General features: G+C 41.5%; 16 protein-coding genes, 1 riboswitch and 1 other annotated feature. Of the genes, 10 read left to right on the top strand and 6 right to left on the bottom strand.

Annotated elements, in window-relative coordinates; genetic code table 11:
* The first annotated feature begins 102 nt into the window (after positions 1 to 102).
* Positions 103 to 1,560, top strand: coding sequence for a S8 family serine peptidase (locus UP17_RS22075; protein ID WP_061465316.1), 1,458 nt, complete (start codon positions 103 to 105; stop codon positions 1,558 to 1,560).
* A gap of 315 nt (positions 1,561 to 1,875) precedes the next feature.
* Here UP17_RS22075 and wecB read toward each other — a convergent pair whose 3' ends face one another.
* A complete protein-coding gene (gene wecB, locus UP17_RS22070) occupies positions 1,876 to 3,012 on the bottom strand; it encodes a non-hydrolyzing UDP-N-acetylglucosamine 2-epimerase (protein ID WP_061465315.1) in 1,137 nt (378 codons plus the stop codon).
* A gap of 254 nt (positions 3,013 to 3,266) precedes the next feature.
* Between wecB and UP17_RS22065 the strand changes: the two genes are divergently transcribed.
* From UP17_RS22065 to UP17_RS22055, 3 genes are read left to right on the top strand one after another with little or no spacing between them, the layout of a single operon-like run.
* Entirely contained in the window at positions 3,267 to 4,412 is a 1,146-nt protein-coding gene (locus UP17_RS22065) for a glycosyltransferase family 4 protein (RefSeq protein ID WP_250211716.1), read from the top strand.
* Between the two features lie 28 nt (positions 4,413 to 4,440).
* On the top strand, positions 4,441 to 5,757 hold the full coding sequence (locus tag UP17_RS22060; RefSeq protein WP_061465313.1) for a glycosyltransferase: 1,317 nt from the start codon (positions 4,441 to 4,443) through the stop codon (positions 5,755 to 5,757).
* A 44-nt stretch (positions 5,758 to 5,801) separates the two neighbouring features.
* The gene (locus tag UP17_RS22055) at positions 5,802 to 7,103 is read left to right on the top strand and encodes a nucleotide sugar dehydrogenase (RefSeq protein WP_061465312.1); all 1,302 of its coding nucleotides are present in this window, start codon (positions 5,802 to 5,804) and stop codon (positions 7,101 to 7,103) included.
* 556 nt (positions 7,104 to 7,659) lie between these two features.
* On the opposite strand, the gene pckA is transcribed toward UP17_RS22055, so the two are convergent.
* Positions 7,660 to 9,246, bottom strand: a complete 1,587-nt coding sequence (gene pckA / locus UP17_RS22050) for a phosphoenolpyruvate carboxykinase (ATP) (RefSeq protein WP_061465311.1) — start codon at positions 9,244 to 9,246, stop codon at positions 7,660 to 7,662.
* A gap of 399 nt (positions 9,247 to 9,645) precedes the next feature.
* Positions 9,646 to 9,809, top strand: a riboswitch (SAM riboswitch).
* A 164-nt stretch (positions 9,810 to 9,973) separates the two neighbouring features.
* Between pckA and metK the strand changes: the two genes are divergently transcribed.
* Both metK and UP17_RS27995 read left to right on the top strand, forming a co-directional pair.
* On the top strand, positions 9,974 to 11,167 hold the full coding sequence (gene metK, locus UP17_RS22045) for a methionine adenosyltransferase (protein WP_061465310.1): 1,194 nt from the start codon (positions 9,974 to 9,976) through the stop codon (positions 11,165 to 11,167).
* 46 nt (positions 11,168 to 11,213) lie between these two features.
* On the top strand, positions 11,214 to 11,567 hold the full coding sequence (locus UP17_RS27995; protein WP_155727448.1) for a hypothetical protein: 354 nt from the start codon (positions 11,214 to 11,216) through the stop codon (positions 11,565 to 11,567).
* 37 nt (positions 11,568 to 11,604) lie between these two features.
* Here the strand turns inward: UP17_RS27995 and UP17_RS22040 are convergent, their stop codons facing one another.
* Positions 11,605 to 12,123: a gamma carbonic anhydrase gene (locus UP17_RS22040; RefSeq protein ID WP_061466260.1), complete on the bottom strand. Its 519-nt coding sequence runs from the start codon at positions 12,121 to 12,123 to the stop codon at positions 11,605 to 11,607.
* A gap of 210 nt (positions 12,124 to 12,333) precedes the next feature.
* Here UP17_RS22040 and UP17_RS22035 point away from each other — a divergent pair, with 210 nt between their 5' ends.
* The gene (locus UP17_RS22035) at positions 12,334 to 13,137 is read left to right on the top strand and encodes an alpha/beta hydrolase (RefSeq protein WP_061465309.1); all 804 of its coding nucleotides are present in this window, start codon (positions 12,334 to 12,336) and stop codon (positions 13,135 to 13,137) included.
* Between the two features lie 74 nt (positions 13,138 to 13,211).
* Here UP17_RS22035 and UP17_RS22030 read toward each other — a convergent pair whose 3' ends face one another.
* From UP17_RS22030 to UP17_RS22020, 3 genes are all read right to left on the bottom strand, one after another.
* A complete protein-coding gene (locus UP17_RS22030; RefSeq protein WP_061465308.1) occupies positions 13,212 to 13,607 on the bottom strand; it encodes a hypothetical protein in 396 nt (131 codons plus the stop codon).
* A 157-nt stretch (positions 13,608 to 13,764) separates the two neighbouring features.
* On the bottom strand, positions 13,765 to 14,337 hold the full coding sequence (locus UP17_RS22025) for a tRNA 5-(aminomethyl)-2-thiouridylate-methyltransferase MnmM (RefSeq protein ID WP_061465307.1): 573 nt from the start codon (positions 14,335 to 14,337) through the stop codon (positions 13,765 to 13,767).
* A complete protein-coding gene (locus UP17_RS22020) occupies positions 14,327 to 15,295 on the bottom strand; it encodes a tRNA modification radical SAM protein MnmL/YtqA (protein WP_061465306.1) in 969 nt (322 codons plus the stop codon). The genes UP17_RS22025 and UP17_RS22020 overlap by 11 nt, the downstream gene beginning before the upstream one ends.
* A 171-nt stretch (positions 15,296 to 15,466) precedes the next feature.
* Between UP17_RS22020 and UP17_RS22015 the strand changes: the two genes are divergently transcribed.
* From UP17_RS22015 to leuS, 3 genes are all read left to right on the top strand, one after another.
* Complete coding sequence (locus UP17_RS22015) at positions 15,467 to 15,973, top strand: SMI1/KNR4 family protein (RefSeq protein ID WP_061465305.1); 507 nt, start codon at positions 15,467 to 15,469, stop codon at positions 15,971 to 15,973.
* A 95-nt stretch (positions 15,974 to 16,068) separates the two neighbouring features.
* Positions 16,069 to 16,332 carry a DUF2524 family protein gene (locus UP17_RS22010; protein WP_061465304.1) on the top strand — a complete coding sequence of 88 codons (264 nt, stop codon included), beginning with the start codon at positions 16,069 to 16,071 and terminating at the stop codon, positions 16,330 to 16,332.
* Positions 16,333 to 16,486: 154 nt separating this feature from the next.
* Positions 16,487 to 16,722 (top strand) — a binding site (T-box leader).
* Positions 16,723 to 16,776: 54 nt separating this feature from the next.
* On the top strand, positions 16,777 to 19,191 hold the full coding sequence (gene leuS / locus UP17_RS22005; RefSeq protein WP_061465303.1) for a leucine--tRNA ligase: 2,415 nt from the start codon (positions 16,777 to 16,779) through the stop codon (positions 19,189 to 19,191).
* Positions 19,192 to 19,386 lie beyond the last annotated feature (195 nt).

Genomic DNA, 19,386 nt, shown 5'->3' with positions numbered 1-19,386 from the left:
TTTATTTCAATAATATGAGATTTATTAGGGAAACTTGGAATTTAAGTTGTTGTATATTAAGATAGTAAATGATGAATATTTTCCATATATAGGAGGAGACATATGAAAAAGAAAATTCTACATACGGTACTTTCGATTGCAGTAGGAGCAGGGGTATTGTCCGTTGGTGGTGTTCCTACCCAAGCTAAGAGTCAAAATCAGGAGATGAAAGACACATACGCAATAGCTTTTAAAAGTGGATTACCAGAGAATTATCAAGAGGTAATACGGAAAGCTGGTGGTAAAGTTATTAAAGTTCTTCCCGAAGTTGGAGGAATAGAAGCTCAATCTGACGAGCCTTCTTTTCTTAAAAACCTAAAAGGTAATTCCTCAATTGAAGCTGCTAACAGAGAAATTCCCCTAACCTTAGACAAAAAAGCAGTCAGCCCTTATAACTATGAGTCTAGTATCAACAGCCAGCAAAATTCAGAGAGTTATTGGGACTCCCAATGGGATATTCAAAGGGTGACCAACGATGGGAAATCATATGATTTAGAAACAGGCGGATATAAAAATAAAGATGGTAGTATTACTCATAAAGCAGTGGTGGGAGTGATTGATACTGGAATTGATGAGTCTCATCCTGACTTAAAGAGTAATATAATAGGTGGACGTAATCTTGTTCCTGCTGGAATGGATGAATCTGAAACAGGTGATCCTACTGATATAAAAGATCGCAATGGGCACGGTACACACGTTGCCGGAATCATTGGAGCAAATGGTAAAGTAAAAGGTGTAGGACCAGATTTAGGAATACGATCCTATCGCGTACTTTACTCAGAGCAAGCCCTTGGATTACCAGCTTGGATTATAGATGGAATTATTGCAGCAACAAACGACAAGGTAGATGTTATTAATATGTCTCTTCGTTTCTATAATAATACCAAAATGACAATTGAGGGAGAAAGTTATAAATCAGTCGCTGAAACGTTACTTTGGAAGAGAGCAATTCAATATGCAGTAAAGAATGGAGTAACTGTAGTAGCCGGTAGTGGTAATGAAAGTTTAAATTTAGATGACAAGAAGGAAGTAAACGAATTTTTAAATAAAATGTATGAACCATATGGAGTAAGCGTGAAAGGGCCTGCAACTGTAGTACCAGCACAAATGCCAGGAGTTATTAATGTGTCTGCCACCACAAAATGGTCAACTCAGCAGCTTGCTTTCTATTCTAATTATGGAAACAGTGCTATTGACGTGGCAGCTCCTGGAGGAGATTATGGGCCTAAATATGCAGAAACCAATGATCCTGCGGCGGCTGATCCAAGTAACTTAATCCTAAGTACTTGGCCTACCTATTTAGGTACTTCATATGAGTTTGGTGCTGGTACTTCTATGGCCACTCCTCAAGTAGCTGGAATTGCAGGAGTTATTAAGGCAGCTCATCCGGAGTATAAACCTGCCCAAGTAACAGCACGTATTAAGCAAACAACTCTTGACTATGGAAAGAAAGGACAAGATGCTTTATTTGGTTCAGGAGAAGCAAATGCTTATAGAGCTTTAGAAAATATAAAGAAGTAGCTTATGTTTCTAAATAAGATGAAATATTTAAAAGTACAAGGAAAGTAAATCATCTTTTCTAAGGATGTTACTGCTGGAGCACATTCAATAAAAGTAATAGCGGTTATCTCTGCAGAACGGGCAAATGGTACGAGTGCTGCTACTGAAGAACAACATGCAGCGACTGAACAGATTTCGGAGGGTGCACAAGCACCGGTAACCTTGGCTTTAGAACCTGAAAGTGGAAGTGATCCGTTTTAAAATCGAAACCAATGAGAAAACGCCTGCCGCTAAAGTGGCAGGCGTTTTCCGTTATCTTACTTTCATGAACTATTTTCATAATGGAAGGGGCGATTGCAATTCACAATGCTTTAATAGGATTTCAACAATCCGCTTTGAAGCAAACCCGTCCCCATATGGGTTGGAAGCTGTCGCCATTTTTTTATAGGTTTCTTCATTTGTAAGTAAGTCTGTGGCTAATTGATAAATTCGTTCTTCCTCAATTCCTGCCAATAGAAGGGTGCCAGCCTCAATCCCTTCTGGCCGTTCTGTCGTATCGCGTAATACAAGGACAGGAACACCAAGTGAGGGAGCTTCTTCTTGTACCCCTCCGGAATCTGTCATTATTAGATGGGCGTGCGCCGCAAAATTATGAAAATCAAGCACCTCAAGCGGCTCTATTAAGTGAAGTCTTTCCGTTTTACCAAAAATCCGGTAAGCAATTTCACGGACGACTGGGTTTTTATGAAGTGGGAAAACAACTTGGATATCCGTGTGATCTTCAAGCAGCCGTTTGACGGAACGGAATATTTCTTCCATTGGTTTACCGATATTTTCTCGTCTGTGCGCTGTCATCAATAACATACGATCTCCATTCAAGCCAGATAGAATTGGATGTTCGTAGTCTTTCCTTACTGTGGTTTTCAAAGCATCGATAGCCGTATTGCCGGTAATATGGATCGAATCACTCTTTTTATTTTCCAAAATTAGATTCTCTGCTGCCTGATTTGTTGGGGCAAAATGCAAGTCAGCTAAGACGCCTGTCAGCTGTCTATTCATTTCTTCAGGATATGGAGAATACTTATTACCCGTCCGAAGACCAGCCTCAACATGGCCAATTTGAATTTTATTATAAAAAGCGGCTAAGCTGGCGATGAAAGTCGTCGTTGTATCTCCATGAACGAGCACGATATCTGGTTGCAGTTCTTTCATAAGAGCGCTCAGTTCCCCAATACCGCGAGTTGTGATCTCTTCTAATGTTTGTCTTTCTTTCATCATATTCAAATCGTAGTCTGGTCTTATTTTGAAACATTGCAGGACTTGATCAAGCATATCTCGATGCTGGGCGGTGACCACTACGATGGTTTCGATTTCTTCCTGGTGTTTTTTCAGTTCCAATACGACAGGTGCCATTTTAATGGCCTCCGGTCTTGTCCCAAACACAGTCATGACCTTTAAACGATTTTTAGGCATTATGATTTCCTCGCTTTCTTTATTTCCTCCCTATTATAACGAGTTGTTCTTAAGAAAAATTTTATTAACGCAACAATTAACAGAATATTTACAAACTTAATAGGGACTTTATATTTCTTTAACTCCCGCTTAATATCGTCCATTTACAATAAAAAGCAGGACGATATTAAGAATCGAGGTGATAGGCTCATATGAAAAGTGTCCTGATGATTGTGCAAAACTTTTATCCTGAAATTGGGAGCGCAGGAAACAGGATGAAGAATGTATATCTCAATTTGAAGCGAAGCGGCTATGAGGTTACAGTCATCACTTTGAAGCCGAGTTATCCTCATCAAAGTTTATATCAAGATTCCCATTTTTGGGATGAAGTCGATATTGAGGAAAAAGATATCATCAGGATTCAACCAGATAAAGTGAAGAGGTATACAAGCAATATGTGGAGACGCTTGCTTCATTATTTGGAAGCGATGTGGCTCTTCATTTACACAATCATTCGATTGGAAAAAAAATATGACTATGTGTTTGTCACGACCCCACCTATTTTCCCGATATTTGCGGCATTGATTGCCAAGAAAAAGATGAAGGCAAAGCTAATAACCGATGTAAGAGACTTATGGCCCGAATCATTGCAGGGAGTAGGCGTATTCACGAATAGGTGGATCTTGAAAATGGCTTTTTTCCTTGAAAGAAAAATATATCGACACTCTAACCAAATTATCATCAATAGTCCTGGATTTAGGGATTATATCCTTTCAAAAGGAGTCAAAGATGATGATATCCAATTCATTCCCAATTCGCTTACTGCAGACGAGCTGAACTTGAAAAAAAGGCTTCCGCCAATTTCGGAAAATAGGATCAAGGTCGTTTATACGGGTAATATCGGACTTGCCCAAGATATTAAAAAGTTAATAGCAGTTGCTGAAACACTGAAGGAACATAAACAAATTGAGTTCACGATTATTGGATATGGCTATCGAATGTCCGAAGTCCAAGACGAGATATCCTCTAAAGGGTTGACCAATATAAGGGTCATCAAAGCGATGAACAGGAGGGTGACTCTTAATGAAGTATCCTCATCCCATATTGCGTATGTAAGCTTAGTTGAGAAGGATGTCTTTAACAAGGTGCTGCCTGGGAAAATAATCGACTATATGTGTGTAGGGAAACCGATTGTCGGTGATGTCGGCGGGCGCGCCAGGCAAATGATTTCAGAGGCGCAATGCGGGATTGTGGCAGATAGTAGAAAGGTTGATGAAATCAGTCAACATATTTTAACAATGGCCTCTGAGAAGGCTCTTCGCGAAGAGCTGGGTGAAAATGGCCATCGATATGCAAAACAAAATTTTCTATGGTCAAAAAATATTCAAGGGCTCATTAACGTGATGGAAGCATCTAGCTGACGGCATATCTGGAAAAGTGGAGGTAAAAATGGCGAAGAAGGTATGTATGTTTGTGTGGAATCATTTTACCAACGATGCACGGGTTCTAAGGGAGTGCACTGCCCTTACTGAAGAAGGTTATGAAGTCGACTTAATTGCCATTCATAACTGGAAAAATGAAGAATTACAAAAAAAAGAGAAACATAAAAATGGATTTAATGTCATTCGAGTGAATAATCGCTGGGATAGACTTAATAGAGTACTTAGAATCGTGAAAAAAGTGAAAAGTAAGATGTTTGAATTGACCGTTCTCACTTTATTGGTTTGGAATACCTTGTTGAACATGAACCTGATTACGGGCTGGATCAGTACTGTCGTATTGGTGAGTGTTATGGCGCTTCTTGCAATAATCGCCACAATTGTTACGAAAACAAAACTACCGAATCTTTTGACAAGAAGCTATATTTTTTTTCAAATGGTTCATTACGGACGTAAAAAGAAATATGACTTTTATCATTCGAATGATTTGAATACGTTAATGCAGGGAGCGATCAGCAGTAAATTTCTAAGACGTAAAAAGCTCATATATGATTCTCATGAAGTTCAAACGAGCAGAACCGGTTATAATAGCCGGATTTACGGGATAATGGAAAAGTTTCTATTAAAATTTGTCGACGAAATGATTGCCGAAAATCATACTCGTGCTAAATATAATGAAGACTTATACGGTCTGTATCCGAAAGTGGTCCATAACTACCCAATCCCTACATTGCCTGAGGAAAGTACAGTCGTGGATTTACACGAGTTGCTCAAGCTGCCAGAGGACGAGCGGATATTGTTATATCAAGGCGGCATTCAAACGGGCAGGGGGTTAGAGAAAGTGGTTGAGGCAGTGCCGATGATGGAAGCTGGAACGCTTGTTTTCATTGGAGATGGAAAGATCAAGCCTGAATTAATAAAAAAGGTAGAGGCAATGGGCCTCGAACATCGGGTGAAATTTATCCCGAAGGTACCTGTTGATGATTTGCTTCATTATACGAAAAACGCATATTTAGGTTTTCAGGTATTGAATAATGTCTGCTTTAATCATTATTCTGCTTCTTCCAATAAGTTGTTTGAATATATGATGAGCGGAGTTCCTGTCATCGCCTGCAGCTTTCCAGAAATTCAAAAGGTAGTAGACACTGAGAAAGTTGGTATGTGCGTCGACTCCCATGATCCCCGTTCTATTGCAGACGGAGTCAATTATTTATTAAAGCATCCAGAAAAAAGAGCGGAAATGAGCAGCAACTGTCTGAAAGCCCGCCTAAAATACAATTGGAAGCAAGAGAAAGAAATCTTCATCCAAATCTATCAATCAGCTTAACAAAACTAGAATACTAGAAGAAAATATGATGAGGAGTGGTTATTATGAAATTATGTACAATGGGACTAGGTTATATAGGACTTCCAACATCTTTAATGTTCGCAAAACATGGAGTAGATGTTGTTGGCGTGGATATCCATCCTGATGTTATTAATAAATTGAATAATGGAAAGCTCCATATTGAAGAACCTGGACTAGAAGAAGTGTTAAATGAAGTGCTAGATGCCAAAAGATTTCGTGCTGCCTTAAACCCTGAGCCTGCGGATGTTTTCATCATTGCGGTCCCAACTCCAAACAATGAGGATCAACACCAATCGTGTGATCTTACCTATGTTATGCAAGCAACTTCAAGTATTCTTCCTTTTGTTCAGAAGGGAAATGTCATCATTATTGAATCGACGATTGCACCAAGGAGCATGGATGATCATATCAAGCCATTGATTGAGATGTCAGGGCTAACGATCGGGAAAGATATCTTTCTCGTACATTGTCCGGAACGTGTCTTGCCTGGGAGAATACTAGAAGAATTGGTGCATAATAACCGAATCGTCGGCGGCATTACAGAAGCCTGCTCCTACAAAGGAAGCCTTGTCTATGAAACTTTCGTTAAAGGGGAAATCATTCGTACGGATGCGAAAACGGCTGAAATGTCCAAGTTGATGGAAAATACCTTCCGTGATGTGAATATTGCTCTTGCGAATGAGTTGGCTAAAGTTTGCTTCCAATTGGATATCAATGTATTGGATGTCATATCAATGGCAAATAAGCATCCACGTGTAAATATTCATCAACCAGGACCAGGGGTAGGTGGACATTGTCTCGCGGTCGATCCTTATTTCATTGTCGCTAAAGCTCCTGAGACAGCTAGAATCATCAAATTAGCCCGTGACACGAACGTTTCTATGCCGTATTATATCGTCAATTGTGTCAGGATGTTACTTGAAGGTATCCGTAAACCAAAGGTAGCGGTTTTTGGACTTGCCTACAAAGGAAATGTAGATGATATCCGTGAAAGCCCGGCCATTGATGTTGTAAATATCTTGATGAGCATGGATCAGGTGGAAGTATCCCTACATGACCCACATGTCCAATCTGGAAAAATGCCAGTCGTTTCTGTCGAGGACGCTGTAAAGGATGCCGACCTGATTCTTGTCTTAACCGATCATAATGAATTTAAAGAAATGGATTATGACAAAGTTTCGAATAAGATGGCTCATAAAATAATTTTGGATACTCGAAATTGCATTGATGCAAATAAACATAACACCCAAATTGTCAACTTAGGCAATGTATTCGAATATAAAACAGAACATTTGAAAGAAGTAAGGAACAAAATGATTATCTAATAAACAACTGATTCTGCTGCAAGGCCGGAAATGGATAGGATAGAGAATAAAGGGTGTTGACTCAGTCAGCACCCTTTAAGTTTTGCAACATATTAAAAAATCATTTGAAATAATAATAGGATGAACCTGTAATTTTTTATTTGCAGCGAAGTCTATATTAGTTAGGAGGAGGTGGGGCGGGCAAGAGGAGTGGTTTTATAGTATGGAAAAAGGATGACGAACTTCTCGTTTATTATATGGCCAGCAGGATGTATAGGATTGGTTCAGGAGACCTTTCCCCGGGCTTTCTGAACAAATGGAATGATAGCCACTAGCTGGAACATAGGAGGCAGTTTCTTGGCTGTTTTTAATTCAAAAGTATAGATTGGATAATACTATATGTTCTGTAAATATGACTTCCTATGCGGACATGTGAAGAGCAGATTTGGTTTGCCTGGCGCTTCAGGCTAATGTGGCTTTTACAGCAGTGAGATCGTAATGGTTGATTTTTTGCTCAGATTAGTCAGTTTATAAAGAAAGGACCAAGCAAGGGCTTGGTCCTTTTGGGTACAATTTATTATGCTGTCGGGCCGCCAAGTTCTTCGATTTCACTTGGAACGCTTCCGAATTTTTTAAAGTTTGCACGGAACTGGGCAGCAAGAGCTGTAGCTGCTTGTGTATATGCAGCAGGATCTTCCCAAGTCTTGATTGGCTGAAGCACTTCGTCAGGAACACCAGGAACATGAAGTGGAATATCCAAACCAAAGATATCGTCTTTGGTTGTCTCGATATTTGCTAATTCGCCTTCAAGTGCCGCTTGTACCATCGCACGAGTGTAAGCAAGTTTCATACGGCTGCCAGTTCCGTATGCACCGCCAGTCCATCCAGTGTTGACAAGGTATACCTTTGCGTTGTGCTCGTCAATTTTATCTCCAAGCATTTCAGCATAGCGTGTAGCCGGAAGCGGTAAGAATGGTGAACCGAAACATGTAGAAAAGGTAGCTTCCGGTGAAGTTACTCCTCTTTCAGTACCAGCCAATTTACTTGTGTACCCACTTAGGAAATGGAACATTGCCTGTTCTTTGGAAAGCTTGCTGATTGGAGGCAGTACGCCTGAAGCATCAGCTGTTAAGAAAATGATTGTATTTGGGTGTCCTGCGATACTTGGGCTCACGATGTTATCGATCGCTTGCATTTGGTATGCAGCACGAGTGTTTTCTGTTAATGAACTATCATCATAGTTCGCTTCACGTGTTTCAGGATCAACAACTACGTTTTCCAATACGGCACCGAAACGGATCGCATCGAAAATTTGTGGTTCTTTTTCGCGTGAAAGGTTGATCGTTTTCGCATAGCAGCCGCCTTCGATGTTGAAAACACCGTTAGAAGACCAGCCGTGCTCGTCATCGCCAATCAGTTTACGATTAGTGTCTGCGGATAACGTTGTTTTACCTGTACCGGACAGTCCGAAGAATAAAGCGACGTCCCCTTCACGTCCTACGTTAGCAGAGCAATGCATTGGAAGGATTCCAGCCTCTGGAAGTAAGTAGTTCATGATCGAGAAGATCGATTTTTTCATTTCACCTGCATATTCCGTTCCGCCGATAAGGATGGTGCGGCGTTCAAATGAAACGATGATGAAAGTTTCAGAAGAAGTTCCGTCCACTTCTGGATCTGCTTTGAAATTAGGTGCCGAAAGTATTGTGAATTCTGATTCGTGACCTCTTAGTTCCTCTTCGTTTGGACGGATGAACAAAGTATGGGCGAAAAGATTATGCCAAGCATATTCATTAACAACTTGGATAGGAAGGCGTGATGATTCGTCTGCACCAGCGAAACCTTTGAAAACAAAAATCTCTTCTTTTGCTTTTAGGTAGTCAACTACTTTATTATATAGTTTATTGAACACATCTTCGGAAATTGGCCGGTTCACTGAACCCCAATCGACTTTATCTTTAACAGATGCTTCTTCCACGATATATTTATCTTTAGGTGAACGACCAGTATATTTGCCGGTTTCAGCTTTTACTGCGCCAGTTGATGTTAAAACGCCTTCGTTTCTGCTCAATACCTTTTCAACCAATTGAGGAACTGAAAGTTGAGTTTGAACATTGTTTCCTGTTAATAATTGGTGTAACTCATTAGAAACATCTACAGAATTCATATATGAGGTACCTTCCTTTGTTTAAGTTTTTATATTACAATTAGTATAACACATTCATTTAAATAGTCTATACTATTTATTTTTTTTTGTGATAATTTTCAACTGGCCGCATTAATCAATTTAAATGGGAAGGAACCGAGTCAGGATGATCGCATATACTTTCATGGAAGCATCTTAATTTAGAATGGTAAATCATGATGCCTTTCCAATTCTTGTTCTCAATGTTCTATTATTAATGGCAATTTTCATTATTTCTATTCGCCCCGGTTTGGAAACCCTTTAAAGACGTTGAACCAACACGTATTTTCACGTGAACGCCATTCTGGGGGAAGTGTTCTTTTTTAGAAAAGCATTGACAAATTCCAACCAGATACGATAATATCTTAAATTGTACGGATTCTCTTATCCCGAGTTGGTGGAGGGACAGGCCCTTTGAAACCCAGCAACCTGCCATATTGAACTTGACTCCAAGATCGATCGCCGAAAATAAAGCGATGGTTCTTCAAGGAATAGTGGTGATGGTGCTAACCTGAGCAAGGTAAAAAACCCTTGAACGATAAGAGTGAAAGGATAGAAGACAGAATTTTAAACCTTTCCTCATTTGCCAGGGAAGGTTTTTGTGTTTTTAATAAGTAATTCTGTGTCTATAGTTGAAACTAATGAGGGAAACGAGTTCCGTAAAAAATCAGGCTTATGCCTACAACATACTAACTTCCAAGGAGGAAATATGATGTCAAAGAAACGTCTATTTACTTCTGAATCTGTTACAGAGGGCCATCCGGACAAGATTTGTGATCAGATTTCAGATTCCATTTTAGATGCTATCCTTGCTAAGGATGCAAATGCACGTGTTGCGTGCGAAACAAGTGTAACAACAGGTCTTGTACTTGTTGCTGGAGAAATTACAACATCCGCTTACGTGGATATTCCGCGTATCGTTCGTGATACGATTGCAGGAATTGGCTACACACGTGCGAAATACGGTTTCGATGCTGAAACTTGTGCTGTATTGAGTTCAATTGATGAGCAGTCTGCAGATATCGCAGCTGGTGTCGATAAAGCATTGGAAGCTCGTGAAGGACACATGTCAGAGGAAGAAATCGATGCAATCGGTGCAGGGGACCAAGGTCTTATGTTCGGATTTGCCTGTAATGAAACTGAAGAGCTTATGCCGCTTCCGATCTCATTGGCACATAAACTTTCATTCCGCCTGGCTCAAGTTCGTAAAGATGAAACGCTTGCTTACTTACGCCCTGATGGTAAAACACAGGTAACTGTGGAGTATGATGAGAATAACCGTCCTGTACGTGTTGATACGATCGTTATCTCTACACAGCATGATGCAGAAATTACGCTTGAACAAATTCAAGCAGATTTAAAAGAACATGTGATCAAAGCAGTTGTTCCAGCTGAATTGATCGATGCTGAAACTAAGTACTTCATCAACCCGACTGGCCGTTTCGTAATTGGTGGACCTCAAGGGGATGCTGGTCTTACTGGACGTAAAATCATCGTTGATACGTATGGCGGATACGCTCGTCACGGCGGCGGTGCATTCTCTGGTAAGGATGCTACTAAAGTTGACCGTTCTGCGGCATATGCTGCTCGTTACGTTGCGAAAAACATCGTGGCAGCTGGCCTTGCTGACAAAGCGGAAGTTCAATTGGCATACGCAATTGGTGTGGCAGAGCCTGTATCGATCTCGATTGATACGTTCGGAACTGGTACTGTTAGCGAAGAAGTCCTTGTTGACCTAGTTCGCGCTAACTTCGACCTTCGTCCAGCCGGTATCATCAAAATGCTTGATCTTCGTCGCCCTATTTACAAACAAACAGCTGCATACGGACACTTTGGCCGTACAGATGTCGATCTTCCATGGGAACGCACAGATAAAGCAGAAACATTAAAAGCACAAGCATAATCAATAAATGAAAAGGTGTCCCGCTTATAGCGGACACCTTTTTTTATTGATATATTTTGCCGTCAGAGGGAGTAATTCAAGAAATCCCATAGAAATCCACTCACGTTCATATACCCGTGAGATTAGTGCGAATACTCGTGAATTTGGCTCGTTTACTCGTGAGTTTAGTGCGAATACTCGTGAGGTTGGCTCGTTTACTCGTGAGATTAGTGCGAATACTCGTGAATTTGGCTCGTTTACTCGTGAGATTGGGCGAATACTCGTGAGTTTAGTGCGAATACTCGTGAGTTTGGCTCGTTTACTCGTGAGTTTAGTGCGAATACTCGTGAGTTTGGTTCATTTACTCGTGAGTTTAGTGCGAATACTCGTGAGATTGGTTCATTTACTCGTGAGTTCGTAAGTTTGGTGCGTACCTATAAGTTCCCGCTATATTCAGTTTATTTTATACGTTCTGCCGTTTTGTAGTATTGCCCTTTTTCAGCATATTCGCGTACGATACGTTCCATATCCTGACGGTCTTCTTCGTTGATTTCACGAATGACCTTAGCTGGGCGTCCGAATGCCAACATGTTCGGTGGAATGACTTTGCCTTGGGGAACGAGACTGCCTGCACCTATAAAAGCCCCTTCGCCGATTTCCGCTGCATCAAGCACAATCGAGCCCATGCCGATCAAAGCTCCTTTTCGGATTTTACAGCTATGTAAAATGACCTGATGGCCAATGGTTACTTCATCCTCGATGATCAATGGATTATTTGGGCTTTGGTGCAGAACGCTGTTATCCTGTATACTGACTTTGTTCCCAATGATGGTTGGGGATACATCGCCGCGTATGACGGAATTGAACCAAATTGACGATTCTTCACCAATTTTCACATCACCTGTCACAACAGCATTTTCAGCAATATAAGCGCTTTCAGCGATATCAGGTTCTTTACCTTTAAACGGATAAATAATCATTTTCAATCATTTCCTTTCCGAAGTGAATGTTTTTATGTATTATTTTAATATACCGTATGCAAATACACTTGGCTATTTATAATATAAATGTACAACTTGTTAGGTTTCTTTTTTGGCGAAAATCACGAATATGGTTATAATTTATATATATTATTTTAACTATCATGGATCGTATACAACAAGTGAAAAGTGAAAGGGGGATTTCGAATGTGGAAATGGGAGACAGAAGGAGACGCAAAAGGCGTCATTGTCATCATTCATGGGGCGATGGAACATCACGGCCGTTATAAGTGGCTAACACAAATGTGGCTTTCAGCTGGATACCATGTCGTCATGGGCGACCTTCCTGGGCAGGGTATGACAACTCGCGCCTACCGGGGACATATCGATTCCTTTGATGAATATTTAGACGAAGTGAAAAGCTGGATAGAAGAGGCTTACGAATATTCGTTGCCGGTCTTTTTACTTGGACATAGCATGGGCGGTTTGATTTCGATACGCCTTCTTCAGGAAGAGGAATGGGACATTGCAGGGGTGATTCTTTCTTCTCCATGTTTAGGCCTCGTGACGAAGCCGCGGAAGTTCCTGACAACCATCTCGCATGGTTTGAACATCATGATGCCTCAGTTAAGGGTAGATTCCGGATTGACACCTGAAATGGCGACGAGAAGTGCGGAAATTCGTGAATCCGATAGAAACGATACATTATATATCACGAAGGTTTCGATTCGCTGGTATCGCGAGCTTGCACAGGCGATGAAGGATGCTTTTGAAGAGATTCCCGAATTTCAGGATGTGCCGCTTTTGGTCATGCAGGGCGGAGATGACCGAATCGTGAATAAGAAGGCGGTTCGTGAGTGGTTTAATTATAACCTGGCCAGTGAAAAGCAATATAAAGAATGGCCGAAGCTTTATCATGAAATCTTCAACGAACCGGAGCGTGATGATGTATTCCAATATGCGCTGAGTTTTGTTGAAAATCGTTTAAAGATATTAGGGTATGTCGTTTGATCGGTAAATCATGCGGAATAATTGAAAAAGCTGCTGAAGTGAGACATTCAGCAGCTTTTTTTATTTGAAATGGATCAACCTGCTTTTGTAAGCAATTCGTACGATTTGATGACCGGTGCCCAAAAAGTAACCGGATACATAAATTGGCTCAAATGTGTTAGTTCATTTTTATTGGATAAGGCGGTGGATAGGAGATAGATGGATTTAAAACTCAAGTCATTAGCGAATAAATCTAAAAGCGTCGCTTTCATATTCATGATTTCTTCATGGTTTTGTGTGGAAATCACTAAATCGAGCTGTGGCAGGAACTTATCAAAATGATTTTCAAATTGTTTGAGGTCTTCCATGTTTTTTTGTTTTTCTGTCAATGAATTAAGCGATCTGACAAAATTCCCGTACTCTTCACTCGAATCCCTTTTGATTCTTTCTGTCAATATATCGGTCAGTAATGAAATAGGCAACTGTTCCATTTTTTCTACACCCTCTTATCTATTTTCTTTAATTATAATTATTATAGACGAAAAATTCAAAAAGTTATGATTGGAATTTGCTGCCGATCATTTGTGAAGTAGCCATTTCCTTCAAATGAAAAAACACCGTTCGGGGAAAGAACGGTGTCAGGAGCGATCATCTCTTTTCAATCGCTACAATGAATGGCGGATTGTTGGCTTGGTTGATGAAGCCGTATTTCAGGATATGCGCTTTTTGTTGAGGGAAGTCCTGTACATAATCCATCAATGCATCCCGTTCAGCCGATCCTCCTGGATGTCCATGGTAAATGACGAGGATGATGATGCCTTCAGGTGCAAGCATCTCGAACAGCTGTTCAATAGCTGATATCGTCGTATCTGCTTGGGTGATGATTGATTTGTCACCGCCAGGAAGGTAGCCTAGGTTGAATATGGCACCTGTGATCTTTCCGGAATGTTCTTTTCTGATGTATTTGCTGAGTTGTTCATGCCCATCATGAATGAGGGTGCAGTGTTCCTGTAAATTCTCGGACATCAGTTTGGCCGCTGTGATTTGGAGCGCTTCTTTCTGAATGTCAAAACTATAGACATGTCCGTTTTCTCCGGTTAGTCCTGCCAGGAAGACAGTATCAAAACCGTTGCCCATCGTGCCATCAATGGTAATATCCCCGGGCTTGACCGCTTTTTCAAGCAGGATCCTGGCGAATGGCAAAATTCGGTCAAGCTTCATCTGATTGTACCTCCGTATGATGATTTTTCCCCTGCCAGCTGTTGCGGCGTTGCAATTCGGCATCAATGGCATTCAACACATCCCATTTATTGACGCTCCACATTGGCCCGATCATCAAATCGATTGGGCCGTCTCCCGTTATGCGGTGAACGATCATTTCCGGAGGGATTATTTCCAGTTGATCACATACCAGGCTGACATAATCGTCACGGTCAAGGAATTCAAGCAGGCCTTTTTCATATTGTTTGACCATAGGGGTCCCTTTTAATAGATGAAGTAAATGGATCTTTATGCCCTGCACATCAAGTTTGGCGACTTCCCGGGCTGTTTCCATCATCATGTCGTAATCTTCCTGAGGAAGGCCATTGATGATATGGGAGCATACGCTGATGCCGTGTTTGCGCAGTTTATCGACCCCTTCTTTGTAGCAATCGAAGTCATGGGCACGGTTGATCATCGTCGCGGTCTTTTCATGAACCGTTTGAAGACCAAGTTCAACCCATAGATAAGTGCGTTCGTTCAATTCCGCTAAATACTCGACTACATCATCCGGAAGGCAATCCGGACGCGTTGCAATGGAGAGTCCGACGACACCTTCCTGGGTCAATACACTTTCATATTTCTCGCGAAGCTCTGCCACAGGTGCATGCGTATTCGTGAACGCTTGGAAATAGGCCATATACTTACCGTCTTTCCATTTATGATGCATACGTTCGCTGATTTGCTTGAACTGGACGTCGAGCGGTTCAACCCTGCTGCCCGCAAAGTCACCCGAGCCTGAGGCACTGCAGAAGGTACAGCCTCCATGTGCGACTGTCCCATCACGGTTCGGACAGTCAAAACCGCCATCAAGGGCAACTTTAAAAACCTTATGTCCAAAATGATTTCTCAAGTGGTAATTCCATGTATGATATCGTTTGTTATCCGTTGCATATATAAACGGGTTTGCTTGATTCAAATCAGCAACCTCCTAAGTAAAAAATAAAGCGCAACATATATTATACAACATTCGGGCAGCTAGGTCTTTTTTTGAAAAATAAGCGTATACTGTATACTTGAAGGCTAAACAATTAGCTGCTTTTTCTAGTATCTCTAGTGAATGACTATATCCAATCGGGAGCTGATGGACATGACCGGTCAAGTTGAAGAAGCGATTAATCAAATGAAAAAGAAATTAGCCGAAAATAATCAGGTCATTGAAGTAAATGAGGATGGGTTCATATACAAAGCCACTTGCACCTTCAATTCACCTGCTTCGGATGAACAAATTCATTCCTTTGAAAAGAAAACCGGATTGCTTCTGCCCGATGATTATAAAGAGTTTTTGAAAATAACGAATGGATGCCGTCTGTTCGATAGCGTAGAATCTGGTCAGGGAAATGATTTGTATAGCCTGGATGATATTGTTAATTACACATATGAAAGTTCTTACGAAGGATGCTTTAAAGTGGCCTGCATTTATCAAGATAATATCGTGATCGATGGGGAGGCCGTCGCAAAAGGTGATAAGGATTATTTAATGGTAAAAGGCCATATCGATGATTTTGAAGAAGGCGAGAAACTCCATATGGGCTTTGCCGAATGGATCGAGCGGTTTATTTCCCATCAAGGGGAGAAGTTTTGGGATAAAGGATGATTCCTCAAAAAAAATGATAATCCGCTCGTTATTTGCTCAAACTAAACAAGATGATACTGAGTCATCCAAATGAGACGCGAAGGAGAGGGTTTGAAATGGCAACCAGACAATCCGTCGATCATTTTTTAGAGCAATGTGAAGGGGCTCTCCATTTTGCAGAGTTTGAATTTAACGAGGCCTCTCGGCAGGAGCATTATGATGATGAACAATTTCAAAATTCGCAAAGGTATATCGAAGAGGCTTTGACTGATATGGAACGATTGTATGCCAGTTCGAATGCCCAACAACGGGATATGCTTTCGCGGATGCGGCAGCAATTGAATGAATTGAAAAATGAAATGATATTACTGCGACATTAAAGGAGCAAGGGAGCTATGGATGCATAGCTCCCTTTTTTTTGCACGTTTTTCCTTGAATTCGCATATATAATGAAAAACCTGTCGATAATGTTTATGTACGGCTATTGCAATTATCGGTAAAATTGACTAGAATGTAATATAATCAAATATTCTCATAAAGACTATGATGAGGAACAGTAGCGATTTTATTTCAGTAAAGAGAGTTGACGGGTGGTGCAAGTCAACCTGGGATGGTCGTGAACTCGCCTTGGAGTTCCAGGTGTGAAGGTAAAAAGTAATGCCTGGCGTTTTAATCCATGTTACGGATGATGTTTTAAGCTGGGCGGATTTTAGCTATCGCCAATGTGGGTGGTACCGCGGGAAGATATACATAATCCTCTCGTCCCTATTTTGGGATGAGGGGTTTTTTATTGTTTTTTTATACGGAAATTAGGAGGAAATAATATGAGTTTTGACCATAGAAGCATAGAAACGAAATGGCAGCAGTATTGGGAAGGCAACAAGACATTCAAAACGGGTGAAGAAAGCGGCAAACGCAAATTCTACGCGCTGGATATGTTCCCATATCCTTCAGGGGCCGGTCTTCATGTGGGTCACCCGGAAGGTTATACGGCAAGCGACATCCTGGCACGGATGAAACGGGCGCAGGGGTATAATGTTTTGCATCCGATCGGCTGGGACGCTTTTGGACTTCCGGCAGAGCAATATGCGATCGATACGGGAAATGATCCAGCTGAATTCACGGAGCACAACATCAACACGTTCCGCCGCCAAATCAAAGCCCTTGGTTTTTCTTATGACTGGGATCGTGAAATTAACACGACAGACCCTGACTATTACAAATGGACGCAATGGATCTTCTTGAAATTATATGAAAAGGGCCTTGCATATATTGATGAAGTGGCCGTTAACTGGTGTCCAGCCCTTGGCACGGTATTGGCGAACGAAGAAGTCATCGATGGAAAAAGTGAGCGTGGGGGCCATCCGGTTGAGCGCCGCCCTATGAAACAGTGGATGCTTCGAATCACGGCTTATGCGGACCGCTTAATCGACGATTTGAATGATGTCGATTGGCCGGAAAACATCAAGGATATGCAACGTAACTGGATTGGCCGTTCCGAGGGCGCGGAGGTTACATTCAATATCGATGGCTTTGATGATACATTCACGGTGTTCACGACTCGTCCAGATACGTTATTCGGTGCAACATATGCCGTATTGGCACCTGAACATCCATTTGTCGATAAAATTACGACGGCTGATCAAAGGAAAGCAGTTGACGCATATTTAGATGAAGTGAAACATAAAAGCGACCTGGAAAGAACAGACTTGGCAAAGGATAAGTCAGGCGTGTTTACGGGGGCTTATGCCATTAATCCGGTAAACGGCGAAAAAATGCCGATCTGGATTGCTGATTACGTGTTGATCAGCTACGGAACAGGTGCGATCATGGCCGTTCCTGCACATGATGAGCGTGATTATGAATTTGCAGTCAAGTTCGAATTGCCGATCAAGGAAGTCGTAGCTGGCGGAGATGTGACAAGTGCAGCGTATACAGGCGATGGACTTCATGTGAATTCGGAATTCCTTGATGGCTTGAATAAAGAAGAAGGCATTTCAACCATGATCAAATGGCTGGAAGAAAAAGAAATCGGTACGAAGAAAATAACATACCGTCTTCGCGACTGGTTATTCAGCCGTCAGCGTTACTGGGGTGAACCGATTCCAATCATACATTGGGAAGACGGCACGATGTCTGCAGTGAAGGAAGAAGAACTTCCATTGATTTTACCGAAAGCGACAGACATCAAGCCTTCAGGTACAGGCGAATCACCTCTTGCAAACATTACGGAATGGGTGAACGTAACGGATGAAAACGGACGAAAAGGGCGCCGTGAGACAAACACCATGCCACAATGGGCAGGCAGCAGCTGGTACTTCCTTCGTTATATCGATCCGGACAACAAGGAGGCACTTGCAGATCCTGAAAAATTAAAAGAATGGATGCCGGTCGACATTTATATTGGCGGCGCTGAGCATGCGGTGCTTCACTTGCTTTACGCTCGTTTCTGGCATAAATTCCTGTACGATATCGGTGTCGTGCCAACGAAGGAACCTTTCCAAAACCTATTTAACCAAGGAATGATCCTTGGCGAGAATAATGAAAAAATGAGTAAATCCAAAGGGAATGTCGTGAACCCGGATGATATCGTTGAAAGCCATGGTGCCGATACACTTCGAATGTACGAAATGTTCATGGGACCATTGGATGCTTCGATTGCCTGGTCTACAAACGGATTGGACGGATCCCGCAGATTCCTTGACCGTATCTGGCGTTTATTGGTCAACGAAGACAATACGATCACAGATAAGGTGACCGAAACGGATGACACGGGCAAGCTTGAAAAAGTCTATCATCAAACGGTTAAAAAAGTGACCGAGAACTATGAAGAATTGAAATTCAATACGGCGATTTCACAATTGATGGTATTCATTAATGATGCCTATAAAGCGGATTCGCTTCCTAAGGTATATATCGAAGGCTTCGTCAAATTGCTTGCACCAGTTGCACCGCATATCGCCGAGGAGCTTTGGTCAAAACTAGGTCACTCCGAGAGCATCACATACGGAACATGGCCTGCGTTCGACGAAGCGAAGTTAGTGGATAACGAAGTCGAAATCGTCATCCAAATCAATGGAAAAGTCAAAGCGAAATTAATGGTGCCGACTGACACTACAAAAGAAAAACTGGAAGAAATTGCAATGGGGGATAACTCCATCAAAGAACAAATCGATGGGAAAACCATCCGCAAAGTTATTGCCGTACCAGGCAAATTAGTCAATATCGTCGCAAACTAACTAAATCGATTGAGGGCTGTTCCGCATGTTTTAATGCTGGGACAGCTTTTTTTTTGCGTGGGCATCGGCTGAACATAGGAATTAGGTCATGGTTAGGAATTCCCCCGATATAAATCTATTTGCGATGAGTCTATCAAATTTGGAATTAATAAGCGGAAGGAGATGCATTGGAACTTAAATATCTTGCTTAAATTG

It is taken from the genome of Peribacillus simplex, assembly GCF_001578185.1.
Taxonomy (GTDB): Bacteria; Bacillota; Bacilli; order Bacillales; family DSM-1321; genus Peribacillus; species Peribacillus simplex_A.
The sequence above is the reverse complement of the archived record's forward strand: the minus strand, read 5'-3'. Positions and strand labels throughout refer to the sequence as shown.